The organism is Streptomyces sp. NPDC090022 (assembly GCF_044748145.1).
Classification (GTDB): Bacteria; Actinomycetota; Actinomycetes; order Streptomycetales; family Streptomycetaceae; genus Streptomyces.
This window is the reverse complement of the sequence record NZ_JBIVFN010000014.1, coordinates 177189-192940: the sequence shown is the minus strand read 5'-3', so window position 1 is coordinate 192940 and position 15752 is coordinate 177189. Positions and strand designations below refer to the sequence as shown.

The following is a 15752-nucleotide window of genomic DNA, read 5'->3' as shown; positions in this document are numbered from 1 at the left end:
GGCCTGGTGACGGCCGCCGTTCCGTGCCTCCGGCGAGGGGTGGGCCGGAGCGGAGTTGCGTATTCCTAGCACGTTCTTTACGCAGCCTTTAGTGACGACGTTCACAAAGGCTGGATTTTTGCGGTGTTTGCCCAGGTCTAGTGACGCGATCGTTATCCGGATCTGAGGTTCTGCTGAGCGAACGCGCGGACCCGGCGAGTCCCCGTTCGCCCCACCGCGCACGCTGGTAGGGAAGACACCGAGGACTGCTGACCGTGCCTGCCCGGCCCGGAGGCAGATGTGGCGCCGCCGGCCGGGCCGAACCCGACCCGGTCGGGCCTGCCCCGTGGAGAGGAAGCCGAATGGGCTGGTCGGCGGCTGCCGCTGGTGCGGCATTGGTGCTGCTCGTCCTTCGGGACGTGTTCCACACCTTGTGGCACCCGACTCGCCACGGCGGCCGCAGCCGCTTGGTCATGACCACCGTGTGGCGCCTGTCGAAGCTGTCCCGGCGACGCCGTGCCGCAGGGCTGGCCGGCCCCCTCGGGATGGCGGTCGTCGTGGTCGCATGGTCCCTGGCGGCAGTCGTCGGATGGGCCCTCATCTACTGGCCGCACATGCCCGAGGCCTTCACATACACCCCGGGCCTGAGGCCCTCCGACCACGCGGGATTCCAAGACGCTCTGTACGTGTCCCTGGTCCACATCTCGACACTCGGACTGGGTGACATCGCTCCCACGGAGGGCCGGCTCAGGATCGTCGCGCCGATGGAGTCCCTGGTCGGCTTCGCCCTGCTGAGTGCGACCGTCGCCTGGACCCTGGGCATCTACCCGGCGCTGGCACGCCGGCGCTCCCTGGCCCTGCGGATCTCACATCTCGCCCGCACCCGGCCCACCACGGACCAGGTCGACGCCGACGCGGGCGCCGCGATCCTCGACAGCCTGGCCGCTGACGTGTCCGTGGTCTGCGTGGACTTCCTCCAGTACGCCGAGTCGTACTACTTCCATGACGGAGACGGCCGCATCTCCCTCGCCCACCAGATCGGGAAGGCCGTGGATCTCGCCGGCCAGGCCTCGGCCGGCCGCCACCCCGACGTCCGGATGTCGGCGGCCGTACTCCGCGCAGCCCTGGACGACCTGGCCGTCATCCTCGACGACCGTTTCCTCCATACCCGGGGGAGGGCGCTCGAGGTGTTCGAGGCGTTCGCCCGCGACCACGGCGACCTGGATGGTGCCTGAACGGGGGTCGCCGGCTCCCTACCGGCGGACGCGGTGCAGCCGGATGTCGGGATTGACGAAGAGGTGGACGTATCCGCACGACAGGCAGATGAGCCCGGTGGCGGTCTCGTCGGCCCAGGCGAGGTTGAAGAACTCGAAGCCGGAGCTGTTGAGCTTCACACCCCTCTCGCGGAACTCGTCGCCCTGGCACATCAGACAGCGGATCCACTTGTCCCCGAGCGATGCGTGTACCCGTTTGGCCATGTCTCTTCCGTCCTGTCCTTCCGGATGGCGCTTTCAACGGCGGCGAGCCGGTCGGCGAGGAGGCCGAGAGCGGCCACGGCCCGGTTCACCGGGTCCCGGTCTGCGCCGCCGACCGTCCGTGCGCGGACGTACGAGGCGGTGATCTCCGACCAGCGGGCGGCTTGCGGTGGGGTGAGGGTGCCGCGCAGGGCGGCCAGTTTGAGGAGATTGGCCTCGGCACCCGTGGTGAGGGTCTGCGCCTCGGCGGTGTAGTGGTCGTCGATGACGGCGGCCAGTTCGGCGTCGTTCATCGCGGGCGAGAGCCGGGCCGCGATCCTGTTCATGGAGCGGTAGGAGCCCTGGAGCAGGAACGGGGGCTCGGTGCGGCTGTCCTCGTCCTGTGCGGCCGAGGCGATGTAGACGGTGTTGACGGCGAGGACGGTGCGCCGCGCGGCCACGAGCCGGCGCAGTACGGCGAGCACCTCTTCGAGCTCGGCCGGGGCGTAGGCGTGGGTCAGCCGGTCGGCGCGGGCCGCGGGGTCGCCCTCGGCGAGCCGGACGAGGAGTTCGAGGTCGGCGCGGTCGCGTCCGGCGAGCGGGGCGAGGACGGGGTTCGAGGTGAGTGCGTTCTCGACGAAGCTGAACGCGAAGGCGTCCTCCTTTCCGGTGAGGACGTCCCCGAGGTTCCACACGTCGGCCCGGTTGGCGAGCATGTCGGGCACCTGGAAGCGCTGCCCGGACCCGGTGTACGGGTTGCCGGCCATGCAGACGGCGAACCGCTTTCCGCGCAGGTCGCGCCCGTTCAGGGTGCGGGTGGCGTCGCACAGCGGGATGAACTTCTGGAGCAGTTCCGGGGAGGTGTGCTGGATGTCGTCGAGGTGGAGGAGGACGTTGTTCCCGGCCGCCAGGGCGAAAGCGATCTTCTCCAGTTCGCGGCGGGCCGCATCGTCCGGAGCGGCGGCCGGGTCGAGCGAGGTGGTGGCCGGGCCGAGGGCCGGGCCGTCGACCTTCACCAGGAGCAGGCCGAGCCGCTGGGCGACGTATTCCATGAGGGTCGTCTTGCCGTAGCCCGGCGGGGAGAGGAGCAGCAGCAGGCCGTGGGAGTCGGTGCGCTTGGCGTTGCCGGCGGCCCCAAGCTGCTTGGCGAGGCTGTCGCCGACGAGGGGGAGGTAGACCTCGTCGATCAGGCGGTTGCGGACGAAGGAGGACATGACGCGCGGCCGGTGCGCGTCGAGCCGCAGCCTGGCCTGCTCGGCTTCGACCAGAGCGGTGCGCTGTCGCTGGTAGGAGCGGAAGCCCGGGACGCTCACGGCGGCGAACTCCGAGGTGCGGGCCAGGAACTCGTCCAGGCGCAATCCGAGCGCGCCCTCGTGTACGCGCGGGTGGGTTCCGAGCAGGCCCGTCACAGTCGCGGTCGTGTCGCCCTCGACGTCGTAGCGGGACAGGGTCGGGCACAGCTCCACGGCGGTCGCCTCGGCGATGTCGCCCTCGTCGACCGGGCTGTCGGCCGCCGCCGCGTAGGCACCGAGCCAGCCCTCCACGAGCTGCCGGCGTTCGGCCAGGCCGGGGAGGGCGGCGAGGTCCTCGGCGTAGGGAGCGGCGCCGGGCGTGCCCACGTCGATGCGGAACGCGCCGAGCAGCTTCCGGGCGGCGGCCGAGACCGCGAATCCCTTCGGCCCTGACGTCAGCTCTTCGAGGAGGTACGCGGCGGCCGACTCGGGACGGGCCGGGTCGGGCGCGAACGCCGCGATGGCGTGGGCGAGTTCGGCCCGGAGGGCGTCGAGCGCCGGAGCGGTGCCGAAGAGGCGGCGGGCCCGCCCCAGGGAAGCCGCGCGGCGGTGCAGCGACGCGCGTGCGTCCTCGCTGAGGCCGTGGGCCCAGAAGAGGACGGCGGCCGCCCTTTCCCCGGCCGGGTGGGACAGCATGCCGGCACCCTCACGCAGCCGGAGGAGGACGCGCAGGATCGCGGTGGCGTCGTGGTCGTGGACCCCGCGCTCGTAGCCCTCGTCGTACGCGGCCTCGGCGGCCCGCCGGACCAGGACGTCGAGTGCGTCACCGGCCTCGGTGAGGACCGCGGTGCCGTGCTCGGCCAGCAGCCGGGCCGCCAGGTGTTCGGCACGGTACACCTCGGCCGACTCACTGGGTACCGTCCGGTCCCAGTACGCGCGGGTGGCCGCGAACGCGGGATCGGTGACCGGGCGCCGGTAGTCGGTGCCGGTCAGCGCGAACGCCATGCCGTCCTGGCCCGGCACCAGGGTGAGTTCGGAGGGGTGTCGGGTGACGGCGAAGAGGTGCCGGCCCAGGCGGATCGTGTCCCCGCCGTCCGTGAACAGGTCCGTGCGGTCGCGCAGCGCGCGGCCCGCTTCCTGCCGGGCCGCCGCCAGCCCGCCCGTCAGCTCCTCCGCGCGCACGCCGTCGCCGAGTCCGCGCAGGTGGTCGATGTTGCGGCGCAGGCCGGCCACCAAGGGGTCCGAGGCGAAGTAGGTGTTGACCTCGTCCTCGTCGGTGAGGGCGGAGGCCCGGCGGACCAGGGACTCCAGCACGCGGTGGGCGGACTGGGCGAGGCTCTCGGCGCGCCGGGCCCGGGCGTCCTGGAGGCTCTGGCGGCGGGCCGCGAAGGCGTCGTGCACCTCGGTGCGCTTCTCGGAGACCTGGGCGAGGAAGTCCTCGTGCTCGGCGAAGCGGGCTTCCAGGTTCTCCAGCCGGAGCAGCAGGCGGGCGAGCTGGGCGTCACAGTCGTCAGGGGTGTCGGCAGCGGCCAGGGCGCCGGTGACGGTCTGGCCGAGGAGCGCGAACTCGGCCGCGAACTCGGCGCTGTCCTCCTTGCGGAGAAGTTCATGCCGGCGGGTGTCGAGCGTGGCTCGGGCCCGGTTGAGGCCCGCTGTCACCTCGGCGATGCGCTCCAGGAGGGAGATGCGGACGGTCGCGTCACCGACCTCCAGGCCGGACACGACCTCGGTGAGGTGCTGGAGGCCGGCGGTGTGGCCCTCCACCTGTCGGCGCAGCGGCTCGGCCTCGGCGACCTTGGTGATCGCCCGGGCCTCGGTGGTGAGCCGGTCGGCTTCGGTGCCGTAGCCGGCGAAGGCGTCCTCACGCCGGAGGTGGGCCACGGCCCGGTGCGCGGTGGAGTCGAGCGCGGCGGCCACCTCTCCGGCCAGGGTGTCGATGCCGGCGGTGTCGGCGTACCGCATCTCCTTGAGGGTCACCAAGTGCCCCTGTGCATTGCGCAGTTCGGTGATGCGGTCGATCCACTCGTCGGCTCCGGCCGGTGACTCGCCTCGGATCCGGCGGATGAGGCCGGTGGCGGACCGGTGGGCCTCGGCGAGTGCGTCGGCGGCCTGCGCGATCAGGATCCGGACGGTTTCGAACTCCTCCAGGATCTGTGTCGTGGTCGTCCGTACGGCCTCCAGCAGGCCGGCGAGGTCCGGGCTGCCGGAATCGGTGTCCGCGGCCTCGGCGAGCCAGGGGAAGCGGTCGGCGGTACGCACGCAGGCGGCTAGCAGCGTCTCGTACAGGGCGGCGGCGGTGCCGGTGGGCGCGGTCCGCGTGTCGGTGGCCTGCCGGGCGATGGCCAGGGCGTCGGCGACCGCCCGGACGAGATCGGCGTTCCCGATGCGGCCGAGGGGACCGTCCACAGCGGCGGCGGGGAGGGCGTCGGAGGTGAAGGGTGTGTGCCAGACCTGCACCGGGTGGGCCCGGCCCGGGCGGTCGGTGTCCGCTCGCAGGGCGACCAGGGTGCCGTCGTCGAACCGGGCGTGGCCGTGGCAGGAGAGCGGCGCCGAGATCTCCTTGCGGATCGTGTTGTAGGGGAGGAGCAGGCTGCGGCCGCCGGCGCGGGGCCGGAAGACGAACAGCAGGTCCTCGCCGTTCGGGGACGGCACCAGGCGGTCGAACTCCAGGTCCGAGGTGTCCGTGTCGAAGGTCTTGACCGTGCCGGAGGCGAGGCAGTAGCCGCCCGGGAAGACGATTCCCTCGTCGTCCGGGAGCCGGCGGCAGGACCGTCCGATGCCGTCAAGCCGCACCACCACGCCGGTGACGGAGTTGTACACCAGGTGACGCCGGGTCTGCTCCTTGTACGGCAGCACGCGGAGCAGGATCAGCGGTCCGACGACGGCGTAGGAGATCTCCGCGTCCGCGAGGGACTGGAGGGGCTCGTCGACCGGTTCGTGATGAAGGACCTCGTCCGGCCCGGTGGCGTTCGCGGTCTTGAGGGTGAGGGCGCCGCCGACGGTGGAGACGAGGATCCGTCCGTCGACGGAGACGTGGGGATGCCCGCTCAGGACGTGGTCGTTCCTCGTGGTCTCCTGCCAGCGGACGTCATCGGGGGAAGGGACCGTGTGGTCGCGTTCGCCCCGGGCATCCAGGAAGCGGGCCCCGCCGGAGGGCGTGAGCGACCAGCGCAGGACACGGATGTCCTCCGCCTGCTCGCCGACCTGGAACACGGCGAGCAGCTTGCCGCCCACGTGCCGCAGTCGCTGCAGCCGGGCGGCGTGGTAGTAGCGGTGGAGGGTTTCGAACTCCCGCCGGAAGGCCGGGTCGTCGAGGAGGCCGGGTGCGGCCTCCTCGGGGAGCCGGTTCTGGTCGCGGTCGTACAGGGCGAGGACGTCCCCGACAGCCTTCTCGCCCCGCTGATCGCCGGACCCGTGGTAGCCGAGGAGCAGAAGGTTCCCGACCCCGACCAGATCTACGGGGATCCGGTTATCGGCCGTGGGAAGGTGTCCGGAGCCGGTCAGCCTCAGTTCCGACGAGCCGAACGCGGCGATCCGGGCCTCGTTGAGCGCCGCGGCGGCCTTGGCCAGCTCCGCGGCCTGGGCCACGAGCCGGTCGCTGAGCATGCCGTACGTCCCGGTGTCGGTGCCCGTCGTCATTCGTTCTGCTCCCTCGCGTACAAGATCGTGATGTGGCCGGGAAGCCGCCGCCCCCTGCGCGGTGGCTTCCCGGCCGGTGACCGCACCCCCGTGGCGGTCAGCCCTTGGTGGCGCCGTTCACGGCCGACGCCGTGGCCTTACCGGTGAGTTCACTGACCGGCAGGTCGGCCAGTCCGAGGTCCTTCGCCCTTGCCATGAGATCGTCCAGCTGCCCGGACTCCGCCGGCATGAGCTTCATGAGGAGGGCGGAGACGGTCAGGTTGCGCACGTCGGCGGTGGAGACGGCACCCAGGGCGCGGGTGAGGTCCTCGGTGAACGAGCCGCTGCCGTCCAGCCAGTCGGCGGTCAGGGCCTTCGCCGTCCGTGAGTTGTCCATGAACCCGTCGACGGCACGGCCCATCGACATCGCTCCGACGATGCGGTCGAAGAAGGCGGACTCCCCGCCGACGATGCTGATGTCGGCGCTCTCCAGGCCGGTGGCGAGCACCGTGGCCTGGGCCTCGGCCACCCGCCGCTGGGCGTCGAGCCCGGCGAGCCGGACCTCCTTCTCGGCCTCCAGCCGCAGCCGGTACTCCTCGTGGGTGCGCGACGCTTCGTCCAGGGCGGCCATCGCCGCCGCCTTCTCGGTCAGACCGGCTGCCTCCGCCTTCAGCTTCTCGCCGATGCCGACCGCTTCGGCCATGGCCATCTCGCGGGCGCCGTCCGCTTCCGCCTTCAGCCGGGCCGTCGTGGCCTCGGCCTCCGCCCGGCCGGCCTTCTCGATGACGTCCGCCTCCTTCTCCCGTACGGCGACGGCGGCCAGCCCCTCGGCGGCGGCCTCCGCCTGGACGCCCTCGGCGAGGCGGATCTTGGCCCGCGCGTCGAGGTCGGCGGCCTTGTTGCGGGCCTCGGCGAGGGTCAGTTCCTCCGCGGCCCGGTGGACGGCCGCCTGCTCGGCGGCCTCCGCCGCCTTGATGTCCTTGACCAGCTTCTCCTGTGCTTCGGCCTCGGCAGCGATGACGACCGCCTGCCGGGTGCGCTCGGCCTCCTCCACGGCGCGCAGCCGCTTGATGGACTCCTCCTGCTCGGCGACCGTCCGGTCCACCGCCACCCGCTCGCGCACGACCTCGGCGATCTCCCGCCTTTCGGTCTCGACTTCCTTGTCGGCCGCGATCCGGGTGAGCTCGGTCTCCCGCTCCCGCGCGATGACCTCCAGCAGCCGGTCCTTCTCGATCCGCTCGTTCTCGATGGCGATGACCCGCTCGCGGTTCTTCGCGGCGACGGCCACTTCGCGGGCCTGGTTCTCCCGCTGGACGCCGAGGTGTTCCTCCGTCTTGAGGAAGGCGGTCTGCGCGCGCAGCCGCTCCTCCTCCACCACCCGTGCGGTCTCGGCCTCCTCGCGGGCCCGTACCGTCTCGATCTCGCGGCGCTGCTTGATCTCGGCGTCGGCCTGCCGGCGTTCCAGCTCCAGGATGGCTTCGCGGGCGTCGACGTTCTGGCGGGTGATCTCCTTCTGTTCGTGCTGCCGGTACTCGTTGGTGCGGACGTTCTCGATGGCGGTCAGCTCGGTGATCTTGCGAATGCCCTGGGCGTCGAGGATGTTGCCGGCGTCGAGCTGGGCGAGCGGGGTCTGCTCCAGGTAGTCGATGGCGGCGTCCTCCAGGCTGTAGCCGTTGAGATCGATGCCGATGATCTCGATGATCTTGAAGCGGAGTTCCTCGCGCTTGGTGTAGAGGTCGGTGAAGTCCAGCTGCTTGCCGACGGTCTTGAGCGCCTCGGAGAACTTGGCGCTGAACAGTTCCTGCAGCGTCTCCTTGTCACTGGCCCGTGCCGTGCCGATGGCCTGGGCGACCCTGATGACGTCCTCGGCGGTCTTGTTCACGCGGACGAAGAACGAGATCCGGATGTCCGCGCGGATGTTGTCCCTGCAGATCAGTCCGTCGCGGCCGGTCCGGGAGATCTCGATGGCCTTCACCGAGATGTCCATGACCTCGGCCTTGTGCAGGACCGGCAGCACCACCTGGCCGGTGAAGGTGACGTCGACCTTCCGCATCTTCGACACGATCAGGGCCTTGCCCTGCTCCACCTTGCGGAACAACCGTGTCAGGACGATCACCACGACGAGTGCGACGACCAGGAGACTGAGGACGAGCAGACCGAAGCCCGTCGTGATGGCATCCATGAAGGATCCCCCCTTGAAAGTGAGTGCAGGTGCGGCGCGGACGACCAGCCGCACACGGATGGGCGCGGCGGACCGGTGGCGGACGACCAACCGGAAACACCAGGAGGAGGCAACCTGCATGTTCGGATTCCCCGTCCGGCATGGCCGCCACCCGTCGCCGTCCGATTCCGGCCTTCGGCAGGCAGAGCCTCGCGGCGCCTTGATGTCTCCATCCTGCCCGGCGAGTTGAGACTCGGTCACTGCCGACGACCGGCAGTCTTTACGCCGCTTTAACGCGACGGGGTATGACCAGCCAAAACGTTAGGGGCTAACATTTCTTACTGAAGCGCCTACGCGGGAGGTGGTCATGCCGTCCGAGACGGTCGTCGTCGTCGGCGCCGGACCCACTGGGCTGGCGGCAGCGTGCGCACTGCGTGCCGCCGGGCTGGACGTCCGGGTGCTGGATCGGGCGACCGGGCCGGCGGATACGTCGCGTGCCCTGGGGCTTCAGCCGCGGGGTGCCGAGGTGCTCGCCCGGCTGGGCGCACTCGGTGACATCCCCGAGAGGTCCGTCCGGATCGGCCAGGTGGCGACCCATGTCGACGGCAGGCTGCTGGCCCGGCTTCCGGTGGGTCGGCCCACGAAGCTGGTGACGAGGCCCGGGCTGCTCGTCTCCCAGGCCGATGTGGAGGCACGTCTGCGGTCCCGCCTGTCGGGACTCGGAGTGGAGGTCGAGTGGCACCGCGAAGTCATTGACCTGCGCCAGGAGGCGGACGAGGTCCTGCTGAGGTGCCAGGACGGTGAGGTGCGGGCCGGGTGGCTGGTGGGGTGCGACGGGGCGCACAGCCGTGTCCGCAAGGCCGCCGGAATCGCCTTCCCCGGTGTGCCGCTCGTCGAACGCTTCCTCCTCGCCGACGTGACCGCCCGCCTGCCGCTGCCCCGGGACACCGTCGCGGTCTGGCTGCGCGGCGACACCATGCTCGGGGCGTTCCCCCTGCCGGGGGAGGACCTCTGGCGGCTGATGGCCCCGGCGCCGACGGATGCGGAGGACGCCCTCGCCCCTCGGCCGGCGGACATCCTCGCGGATCTGCTCACGGCGGAGGCGGGCGTGCCGACCGGGCTCGTCGACGCAGTCCACTGGGAATCGGTGTTCCGGATCCACCGGCGCCTGGCCTCGACCTACCGCGAGGGCCGCGTCCTCCTCGCCGGTGACGCGGCGCACATCCACAGCCCGTTCGGTGGGCAGGGCATGAACACGGGCCTGGGCGACGCCGAGAACCTGGCCTGGAAGCTGGCCCTGGTCGCGGCCGGCCGTGCGGGTGCCGGGCTGCTCGACACCTACGAGGCGGAACGACGACCAGTCGCCCGGGAGGTGCTGTCCTCCACCAGCGCCATGACGGGCCTCGTCCTCGGCGGCACGCCGTGGGCCCGCCTCCTGCGCGACCGTGTCTTCGTCCCCCTGCTGAACCAGTCCGTGGTCCAGCGCCGGATCTGGGAGAAGTCCTCCCAGCTGGCCCTCACCTACCGCCGAGGGCCGCTCGGTGCCGGCCGGCGCCTCCCCTCGGCCGGCCCCCAGGCCGGAGACCGCATCCCCGACCTCACGTGCACGCGCGTGGACGGTACCGCGACACGCCTCCACGACGAACTGGGCGGGCGCTGGGCGCTGCTCACCCCCGAGGACGGCCCGTCGGAACCGGATGGGGAAGCGGTCGCCGCCCGCCACCTCGGTGCGGGCCGGTTCTCCCGACTCATCGCGCCGAAGGGTCAGCAGGACACGCTCCTCGTACGGCCCGACGGACACCTGGCCTGGCGCGGCACTTCATCAGCGGCCATGGACCGGGTGCTGTCGCGGATACTCGTGGACGGCGCCCGGCGATGAGCGCGAGAAAACAGTGGAAGCGGTAGAGGCACCAAGTCGCATGAATACATCACCGACACCGGTCCCCGGACTGCGCGAGCGCAAGAAGGCCCAGACTCGCCGGCGGATCCAGGAACACGCCCTGCGCCTCTTCCTGGCCCGGGGCTACCAGAACACCACCGTCGAGGAGATCGCCGCCGCGGCCGGAGTCTCCCACATGACCTTCTTCCGGTACTTCCCCACCAAGGAATCCGTGGTCGAGTCCGACGACTACGACCCGCTCATCGCCCGGCTCATCCAGGAGCGCCCACCTCACGAGTCCGACCTCACCGCCCTCCGCGAAGCCCTGCTCCAAGGGCTCGAGGAGGTGTATGAAGCAGGGAGGGAAGCCCTGCTCGCCCGTACGCGGCTCATCCTCGAAACCCCTGCCCTTCGTGCCCGCACCTGGGACAACCAGTACGCGACACAGCGGCTGTTCGCACAGGCTCTGGAAGCCCGTGAACCCGGCCGGAGCGAACTCTCCCGGCGCGTCATCGCCGCGGCCGCTCTCGCGGCGGTGACCACGGCTCTGGCCACGTGGGTCGACAGCGACGGCGCACGCGACCTGCCCGACCTGGTCGAAGAGGCGTTCGGGGCACTGTGCCCGTCCCGCGCCCAGACGTGAACGTGAACGGTGACGAGCTGATGCCCTCCGCACGAGGCCGGTCGGCGCCATCGAGGTTTCGCCGCATCTCACGTGATTCCTTCACCCCGGCTTCCCGTGGATTGCTGAGGAGGCGGGCAGGTATGCGGCGGCGGGAACCCGCGGCGAGGCGAGCTGGTCCAATGGAATTCCAGGAAGAACAGACCGTCGTGATCAGGGCTGAGGGAGCGCTCTCGTGTGCTGCTGACCCCGCCGGCCGTGCTCGACCCGGCCGTGCCGGAACCGCTGCGGTCCCAAGGTGCCGAGGTGCGCTTCGCGGCCTGATCGCGTACGTGCCGCAGGACCCGGCGATGTTCCACCGCACGCTGCGCGAGAACATCGCGTTCGCGCGGCCGGGCGCCACCGACGCCGAGGTCCGCCGCGCCGCCGAGGCGGCGCACGTCACGGAGTTCGCCGACGCCCTCCCGGACGGCTTCGACACGATGGTCGGCGAGCGCGGGGTCAAGCTGTCCGGCGGACAGCGCCAGCGGGTCGCCCGGGCCCGGGCGATCCTGCGCGACGCGCCGGTCCTGCTGCTCGACGAGGCGACCAGCGCCCTGGACTCCGAGAGCGAGATCCTCGTCCAGGACGCCCTGTGGCGGCTCATGGAGGGGCGGACGGCCCTGGTCGTGGCGCACCGGCTGAGCACGGTCGCCGGGATGGACCGGCTCGTCGTCGTCGACCGCGGCAGGATCGTCGAGCAGGGCACGCACCAGGAACTGCTCGCGGCGGACGGCTCCTACGCGAGGCTGTGGCAGCACCAGTCGGGCGGCTTCCTGCACGACGAGGCCGGCGCCCCGGCCGACCTGCACTGACCCCGGCGCGCTACCGGATCTCCTGGATACGGCCGTCGACGCCCGAGCGGTAGAGCTTCCCGGCCGAGAAGCCCTGCTCGCCCCGCCCGAACGTGATCTGCGTGGACAGCGGCAGCCCCGAGGCCACCGTGCACAGGGCCGAGCCCTCGGCACGCCAGATCTGGCCGGCCGTGTGGGTGGCGATCAGCGGCCGGCCGAGGGCGTCGAGGGTGAGGCCGTCGGGGAGGGCGAGCGTGTCGGTGCCCCCGGTGGAGATCCACCGCCGGGGGTGCCCGGGGTCGGTCACGGGGATGCGGTACAGCCCGGGGGCGAGGGTGGTCTGGACGACGTACACCTCGCTGCCGTCCGGGGAGACGGCGATGCCGTTCGGCTGCGGGACCCGCGCCCAGGCGGGGTCGACCCGGCCGTCCGGTGTGACCCGGCCGATGGTCCGCCCGCCCAGGGTGGTGGTGTACACGGTGCCGTCGGGGGCGAGGGCGACGCCGTCGATGCCGCCGAGCCCCGAGGCGTACGTACTGACCTCGCCGGAGTCCGGTTCCACCAGCAGCAGTTCGGACACCGGGAAGGCGTCGCCCGTCACCGAGTGCAGGAGGTCGTTCCCGGTGCCGACGAGCAGCCGCCCGTCCTCGCGGACGACGATCCCGCCGTTGGCGCCGACCGGTCCGGTGATCGCGACCGGTTCACGGCCGGGCGCGTCGATGCGGTAGACCCGGCCCGAGAAGTAGGCGGTGGCGAACATCCGGCCCCGCCGGTCGACGGCGATGGACTCGACCCAGTCGGGTATCCGCGCCACCTCGACGGGGGCGGCCGTGGCGGTGCCGCTCGCGCAGGCCGGCGCGGCATGGGCGGGCGCCGCCGCCGGGAGGGCGGCGGCGAGCGCCAGTGCCAGTGCCAGTGCCGGCGTCACCGCCATGAGGCGGCCGCGGGCCCGGCTCCGGTGCCGGTTCCGGGTCCGGTCGTGGGCGCGTAACGTCATCGGACGCCTTCCTTCGGGGGATCCGCTCGGATCGCGATGGGCTGCTGTGGACTGCCGTACGCCCGGTGGTCTACCCCGGTGGGGGTCGGTGTCGAACGTGTCCTTCGGAGTCGAACGGACGGGCTCCGCCCGGGTGTTAGGGTCGCGGCATGTCCAAGGTCGAGATCGACGTGCTGACCGCCGAGTTCTTCGGCGCCTTCGACAACCGGGGCGGGAAGGCCGCCGATGTCGGGCGGATCCGGCGGCTGGTCGTGCCGGGCGGGGTGATCGTGAAGACCGGCCCCGACTTCACCGTCTACTCGGTGGAGGAGTTCATCGAGCCCCGCGAACGCCTGCTCACGGGCGGGCGGCTGGCCGAGTTCGCCGAGTGGGAGACCTCGGAACGGACCGAGATCACCGGGGACGTCGCCTCGCGCTTCGGCACGTACCGCAAGTCCGGGATCCTGGACGGGGAGCCGTTCGAGGGCGGCGGCACCAAGACCATCCAGTTCGTGCGCACCCCGGACGACGGCTGGCGGATCGTGGCGTTCTCCTGGTACGACGCACCCTGACCGGCCGGGCGGCGGGCGTCGGGCGCCGGACGCGGGGCGTGGGACTCACGGGAGCGGGTCGCCCGGATCGCGGCCGCCCATGTCGAGCCGGAAGGGCGGGTAGTCGTCCGTCATCAGCGCCGCGTAGGCCGTGACCCGCAGCACCCACCGGTTCAGGCCCGTGATCAGCGAGAACAGGTCCCGGGGATAGGTGCCGGTGAAGGCCAGGGCGATGGCCGCGAACAGCACCAGCAGTGCGATGAGTCCCGGTCCGCCGTGGTGGCCCATGTCCCAGCCGCCGCAGAAGATGCCGACGACCAGGTACTGCGGGATGGCCAGCAGCCACCACTTGACCAGCACCAGGCCCCGGGACAGCCGCTCGGGATAGGCGATGTCGAGACGGGCCGGATAGTCCGGTACATCACCCAGGGTGAACGGTGGGTAGCGGTCGGTGCCGAGGGTGCCGTACGCGTAGTAGGAGACCCGCCAGCTCCAGCGCAGCACACCGAGGTTGAAGTCGAACAGGGCCCGTGGATAGCGCTCGGTGAACAGGATCGCGAAGAACGCGACCACGCTCACGACCACGAAGGCGATCCACAGGAAGGCGAGCACCACGATGTGCGGGATCACCAGGATCCACTTCACCAGCCACAGCCAGCGCGACAGCGGCAGGTCCAGGGACGCCGACACCCGTACCGGGCGGTAGGCGGTGGGCGAGGTCATGACCGGACTCCTTCCGCGCCGAACTCACCCCCCACTCCAGCGTGCGCCCGCGGCGGGAGACCTGCGAGCGCTGCCCGTGCCCGTCAGGCGGCCGCGGCCACGAGCTCGATCAGGGAGGTGCGCGCGCGGGCCACACGGGAGCGGATGGTCCCGACCGGGCATCCGAGGAGGTCGGCGGCCTCCGCGTAGGGCAGGCCCAGGAGCTGGGTCAGGACGAAGACGTCGCGGCGCTCGGCGGGGATCGTCGTGAGCAGCTCGGCGAGGGCGATGCCGTCGTCGAAGCCCGGCAGGTCGCGGGGCTGGGCCTGCTCGGCGGCGGCCTGCCAGTCGTCCCGGTCGGAGATTCTCGGGCGGGCCGCCTTGTGGCGCAGGCTGTCCGCGACCGTGCGCCGGGCGATGGACAGCAGCCAGGTGCGAGCCGAGGAGCGGCCCTCGAAGCGGTGCAGGCTGCCCAGCGCCCGCAGGAACGTCTCCTGCGTGAGGTCGTCCGCGGACTGCGGATCGGCGCTGAGGTAGGCGACGTAGCGCCAGACGTCACGGTGCAGGGCGCGGACGAAGCGGTCCACGGCGTCGGGGTCGCCGTCGCGGGCGGCGAGCGCCAGCCGGGTCGTCGGCTCGTCGGTGCCGGCGGTGTGGCGCGCAGGCGCCTCGGCGGCAGGGGTGGCCGTCCTGGCGGAGAGGAGCAGGGCAGGGGTCATCGCCTGGTGTCCTTACGGGAATCCGGGATCCGGAAATCCGGCGCACGCGGGGGGCCGCGTCGCATCGCGCTGCGTGGTGTTGGTGTTGCGGGCGCGAGAGGAGTGACGGCTGCGACGGGCGGGGCGGGCCGGTGAGCGGTACGGCGGCTGCCGGGCGGCAGGGCCGATGCCCGAGGCGCGCGCCGGGAACACGGGCGCGCGTCGGGGAGCCGGCTGTCAGACGACAGCGGTCCCGGGAGGCGGACCCCGTGAGGTGATGGTGTGACCGGGCAGCAGCCGGCGCAGCGGCCCCGACCCGCGGTCCCGGCGGGCGCGCCGGCGCGGCAGGTCCGGCGGCGCGGGCAGCCGGAGCAGCGGGCGCAGCGGCACGAGGAGCCAGCCGGCCACGGCGCGCAGGACACGGAACGCGCCCTGTTCGCCGTACGCGAGCCAGAGGCCGCAGAGCAGGGCGGCCAGCAGGTGGGCGGCGAGCATGCCGCTCGGGGCCATGGCGTGCGGCCCGTCCATTCCGGCCGTACCGCTCATGCCGCCCACGCCACCCATGCCGACGGCGTCCGCGGCGCCGGCCAGGTCCGTCATGGGGTGGCCGGACGGCATCGTCCCCATGGCGTGGTGGTGGGCGTGCCCGCCCTCGGCGGGCCGGGCGGAGCCGGTCCCGGTCGCGCCGCACAGCAGGTACTGGACCCACCGCCGGGCGAGCGGGGCGGCCCCGGAGCCGCCGCCGTGCGCCGCCGCCTGCGCCAGGGAGAACCCGGCGTGCAGGGCGGCCTGGACGGCGACGGTCGCCGACGTGACGGCCAGGAGACCGCGTTCACGACCGGCCGCGCACCACGCCACCGCACCCGTGCCGGCCAGGGCCGCCGCGAGCGCCCACCAGGGGACGGCCGTCCCCGACATGAGGACGTGGCCGAGGGCCGCGAGCAGCACGCAGGTGGCCGCGAACATCGCGGCCCGGAACGCGCGGTAACTTCGACCCGGAGTCATGGCGGGCTCATCGTCGCATCCCCGCGCCGAGGGGCACAGAGG

Annotated in this window: 11 protein-coding genes and 1 pseudogene; 5 read left to right on the top strand and 7 right to left on the bottom strand. The window is 72.2% G+C overall.

The features are described from left to right. The first annotated feature begins 452 nt into the window (after window positions 1-452). Complete coding sequence (locus ACIPXB_RS23860) at window positions 453-1214, top strand: ion channel (RefSeq protein ID WP_401453063.1); 762 nt, start codon at window positions 453-455, stop codon at window positions 1212-1214. Between the two features lie 18 nt (window positions 1215-1232). Here ACIPXB_RS23860 and ACIPXB_RS23855 read toward each other — a convergent pair whose 3' ends face one another. From ACIPXB_RS23855 to ACIPXB_RS23845, 3 genes are all read right to left on the bottom strand, one after another. Continuing rightward, window positions 1233-1406 carry a hypothetical protein gene (locus ACIPXB_RS23855; RefSeq protein WP_401453061.1) on the bottom strand — a complete coding sequence of 58 codons (174 nt, stop codon included), beginning with the start codon at window positions 1404-1406 and terminating at the stop codon, window positions 1233-1235. Beyond that, window positions 1406-6304 (bottom strand): DNA repair ATPase, encoded by a 4899-nt coding sequence (locus ACIPXB_RS23850; protein ID WP_401453059.1) that lies wholly within the window; start codon window positions 6302-6304, stop codon window positions 1406-1408. Before ACIPXB_RS23850 ends, ACIPXB_RS23855 begins: the two co-directional genes overlap by 1 nt. A 97-nt stretch (window positions 6305-6401) precedes the next feature. Continuing rightward, window positions 6402-8465, bottom strand: a complete 2064-nt coding sequence (locus tag ACIPXB_RS23845) for a flotillin family protein (protein WP_401453057.1) — start codon at window positions 8463-8465, stop codon at window positions 6402-6404. 346 nt (window positions 8466-8811) lie between these two features. On the opposite strand from ACIPXB_RS23845, the gene ACIPXB_RS23840 reads away from it, so the two are divergent. The 3 genes and pseudogenes from ACIPXB_RS23840 to ACIPXB_RS23830 form a co-directional block, all read left to right on the top strand. Beyond that, complete coding sequence (locus ACIPXB_RS23840) at window positions 8812-10323, top strand: FAD-dependent monooxygenase (RefSeq protein WP_401453055.1); 1512 nt, start codon at window positions 8812-8814, stop codon at window positions 10321-10323. A 40-nt stretch (window positions 10324-10363) separates the two neighbouring features. After that, window positions 10364-10966, top strand: coding sequence for a TetR family transcriptional regulator (locus ACIPXB_RS23835; protein WP_401453053.1), 603 nt, complete (start codon window positions 10364-10366; stop codon window positions 10964-10966). A gap of 275 nt (window positions 10967-11241) precedes the next feature. Then, a pseudogene (locus ACIPXB_RS23830) lies at window positions 11242-11799 on the top strand (ATP-binding cassette domain-containing protein); the annotation flags it as partial. Window positions 11800-11809: 10 nt separating this feature from the next. Here the strand turns inward: ACIPXB_RS23830 and ACIPXB_RS23825 are convergent. Then, window positions 11810-12775, bottom strand: coding sequence for an SMP-30/gluconolactonase/LRE family protein (locus ACIPXB_RS23825; RefSeq protein ID WP_401453051.1), 966 nt, complete (start codon window positions 12773-12775; stop codon window positions 11810-11812). Window positions 12776-12924: 149 nt separating this feature from the next. Here ACIPXB_RS23825 and ACIPXB_RS23820 point away from each other — a divergent pair, with 149 nt between their 5' ends. After that, on the top strand, window positions 12925-13326 hold the full coding sequence (locus ACIPXB_RS23820; protein ID WP_401453049.1) for a DUF4440 domain-containing protein: 402 nt from the start codon (window positions 12925-12927) through the stop codon (window positions 13324-13326). Window positions 13327-13371: 45 nt separating this feature from the next. Here the strand turns inward: ACIPXB_RS23820 and ACIPXB_RS23815 are convergent, their stop codons facing one another. From ACIPXB_RS23815 to ACIPXB_RS23805, 3 genes are all read right to left on the bottom strand, one after another. Beyond that, entirely contained in the window at window positions 13372-14028 is a 657-nt protein-coding gene (locus tag ACIPXB_RS23815) for a DUF4389 domain-containing protein (protein ID WP_401453047.1), read from the bottom strand. A gap of 83 nt (window positions 14029-14111) precedes the next feature. Beyond that, complete coding sequence (locus tag ACIPXB_RS23810) at window positions 14112-14726, bottom strand: sigma-70 family RNA polymerase sigma factor (protein WP_401453045.1); 615 nt, start codon at window positions 14724-14726, stop codon at window positions 14112-14114. A 216-nt stretch (window positions 14727-14942) separates the two neighbouring features. Continuing rightward, complete coding sequence (locus ACIPXB_RS23805) at window positions 14943-15710, bottom strand: hypothetical protein (protein ID WP_401453043.1); 768 nt, start codon at window positions 15708-15710, stop codon at window positions 14943-14945. Window positions 15711-15752 lie beyond the last annotated feature (42 nt).

Excerpts from the sequence above, each read along its gene's own strand:
- ACIPXB_RS23840 (WP_401453055.1), top strand. The coding sequence starts at position 8,812 with ATGCCGTCCGAGACGGTCGTCGTCGTCGGCGCCGGACCCACTGGGCTG.
- ACIPXB_RS23825 (WP_401453051.1), bottom strand. The coding sequence starts at position 12,775 with ATGACGTTACGCGCCCACGACCGGACCCGGAACCGGCACCGGAGCCGG.
- ACIPXB_RS23855 (WP_401453061.1), bottom strand. The coding sequence starts at position 1,406 with ATGTGCCAGGGCGACGAGTTCCGCGAGAGGGGTGTGAAGCTCAACAGC.
- ACIPXB_RS23815 (WP_401453047.1), bottom strand. The coding sequence starts at position 14,028 with ATGACCTCGCCCACCGCCTACCGCCCGGTACGGGTGTCGGCGTCCCTG.
- ACIPXB_RS23820 (WP_401453049.1), top strand. The coding sequence starts at position 12,925 with ATGTCCAAGGTCGAGATCGACGTGCTGACCGCCGAGTTCTTCGGCGCC.
- ACIPXB_RS23860 (WP_401453063.1), top strand. The coding sequence starts at position 453 with ATGACCACCGTGTGGCGCCTGTCGAAGCTGTCCCGGCGACGCCGTGCC.
- ACIPXB_RS23835 (WP_401453053.1), top strand. The coding sequence starts at position 10,364 with ATGAATACATCACCGACACCGGTCCCCGGACTGCGCGAGCGCAAGAAG.
- ACIPXB_RS23805 (WP_401453043.1), bottom strand. The coding sequence starts at position 15,710 with ATGACTCCGGGTCGAAGTTACCGCGCGTTCCGGGCCGCGATGTTCGCG.
- ACIPXB_RS23845 (WP_401453057.1), bottom strand. The coding sequence starts at position 8,465 with ATGGATGCCATCACGACGGGCTTCGGTCTGCTCGTCCTCAGTCTCCTG.
- ACIPXB_RS23850 (WP_401453059.1), bottom strand. The coding sequence starts at position 6,304 with ATGACGACGGGCACCGACACCGGGACGTACGGCATGCTCAGCGACCGG.
- ACIPXB_RS23810 (WP_401453045.1), bottom strand. The coding sequence starts at position 14,726 with ATGACCCCTGCCCTGCTCCTCTCCGCCAGGACGGCCACCCCTGCCGCC.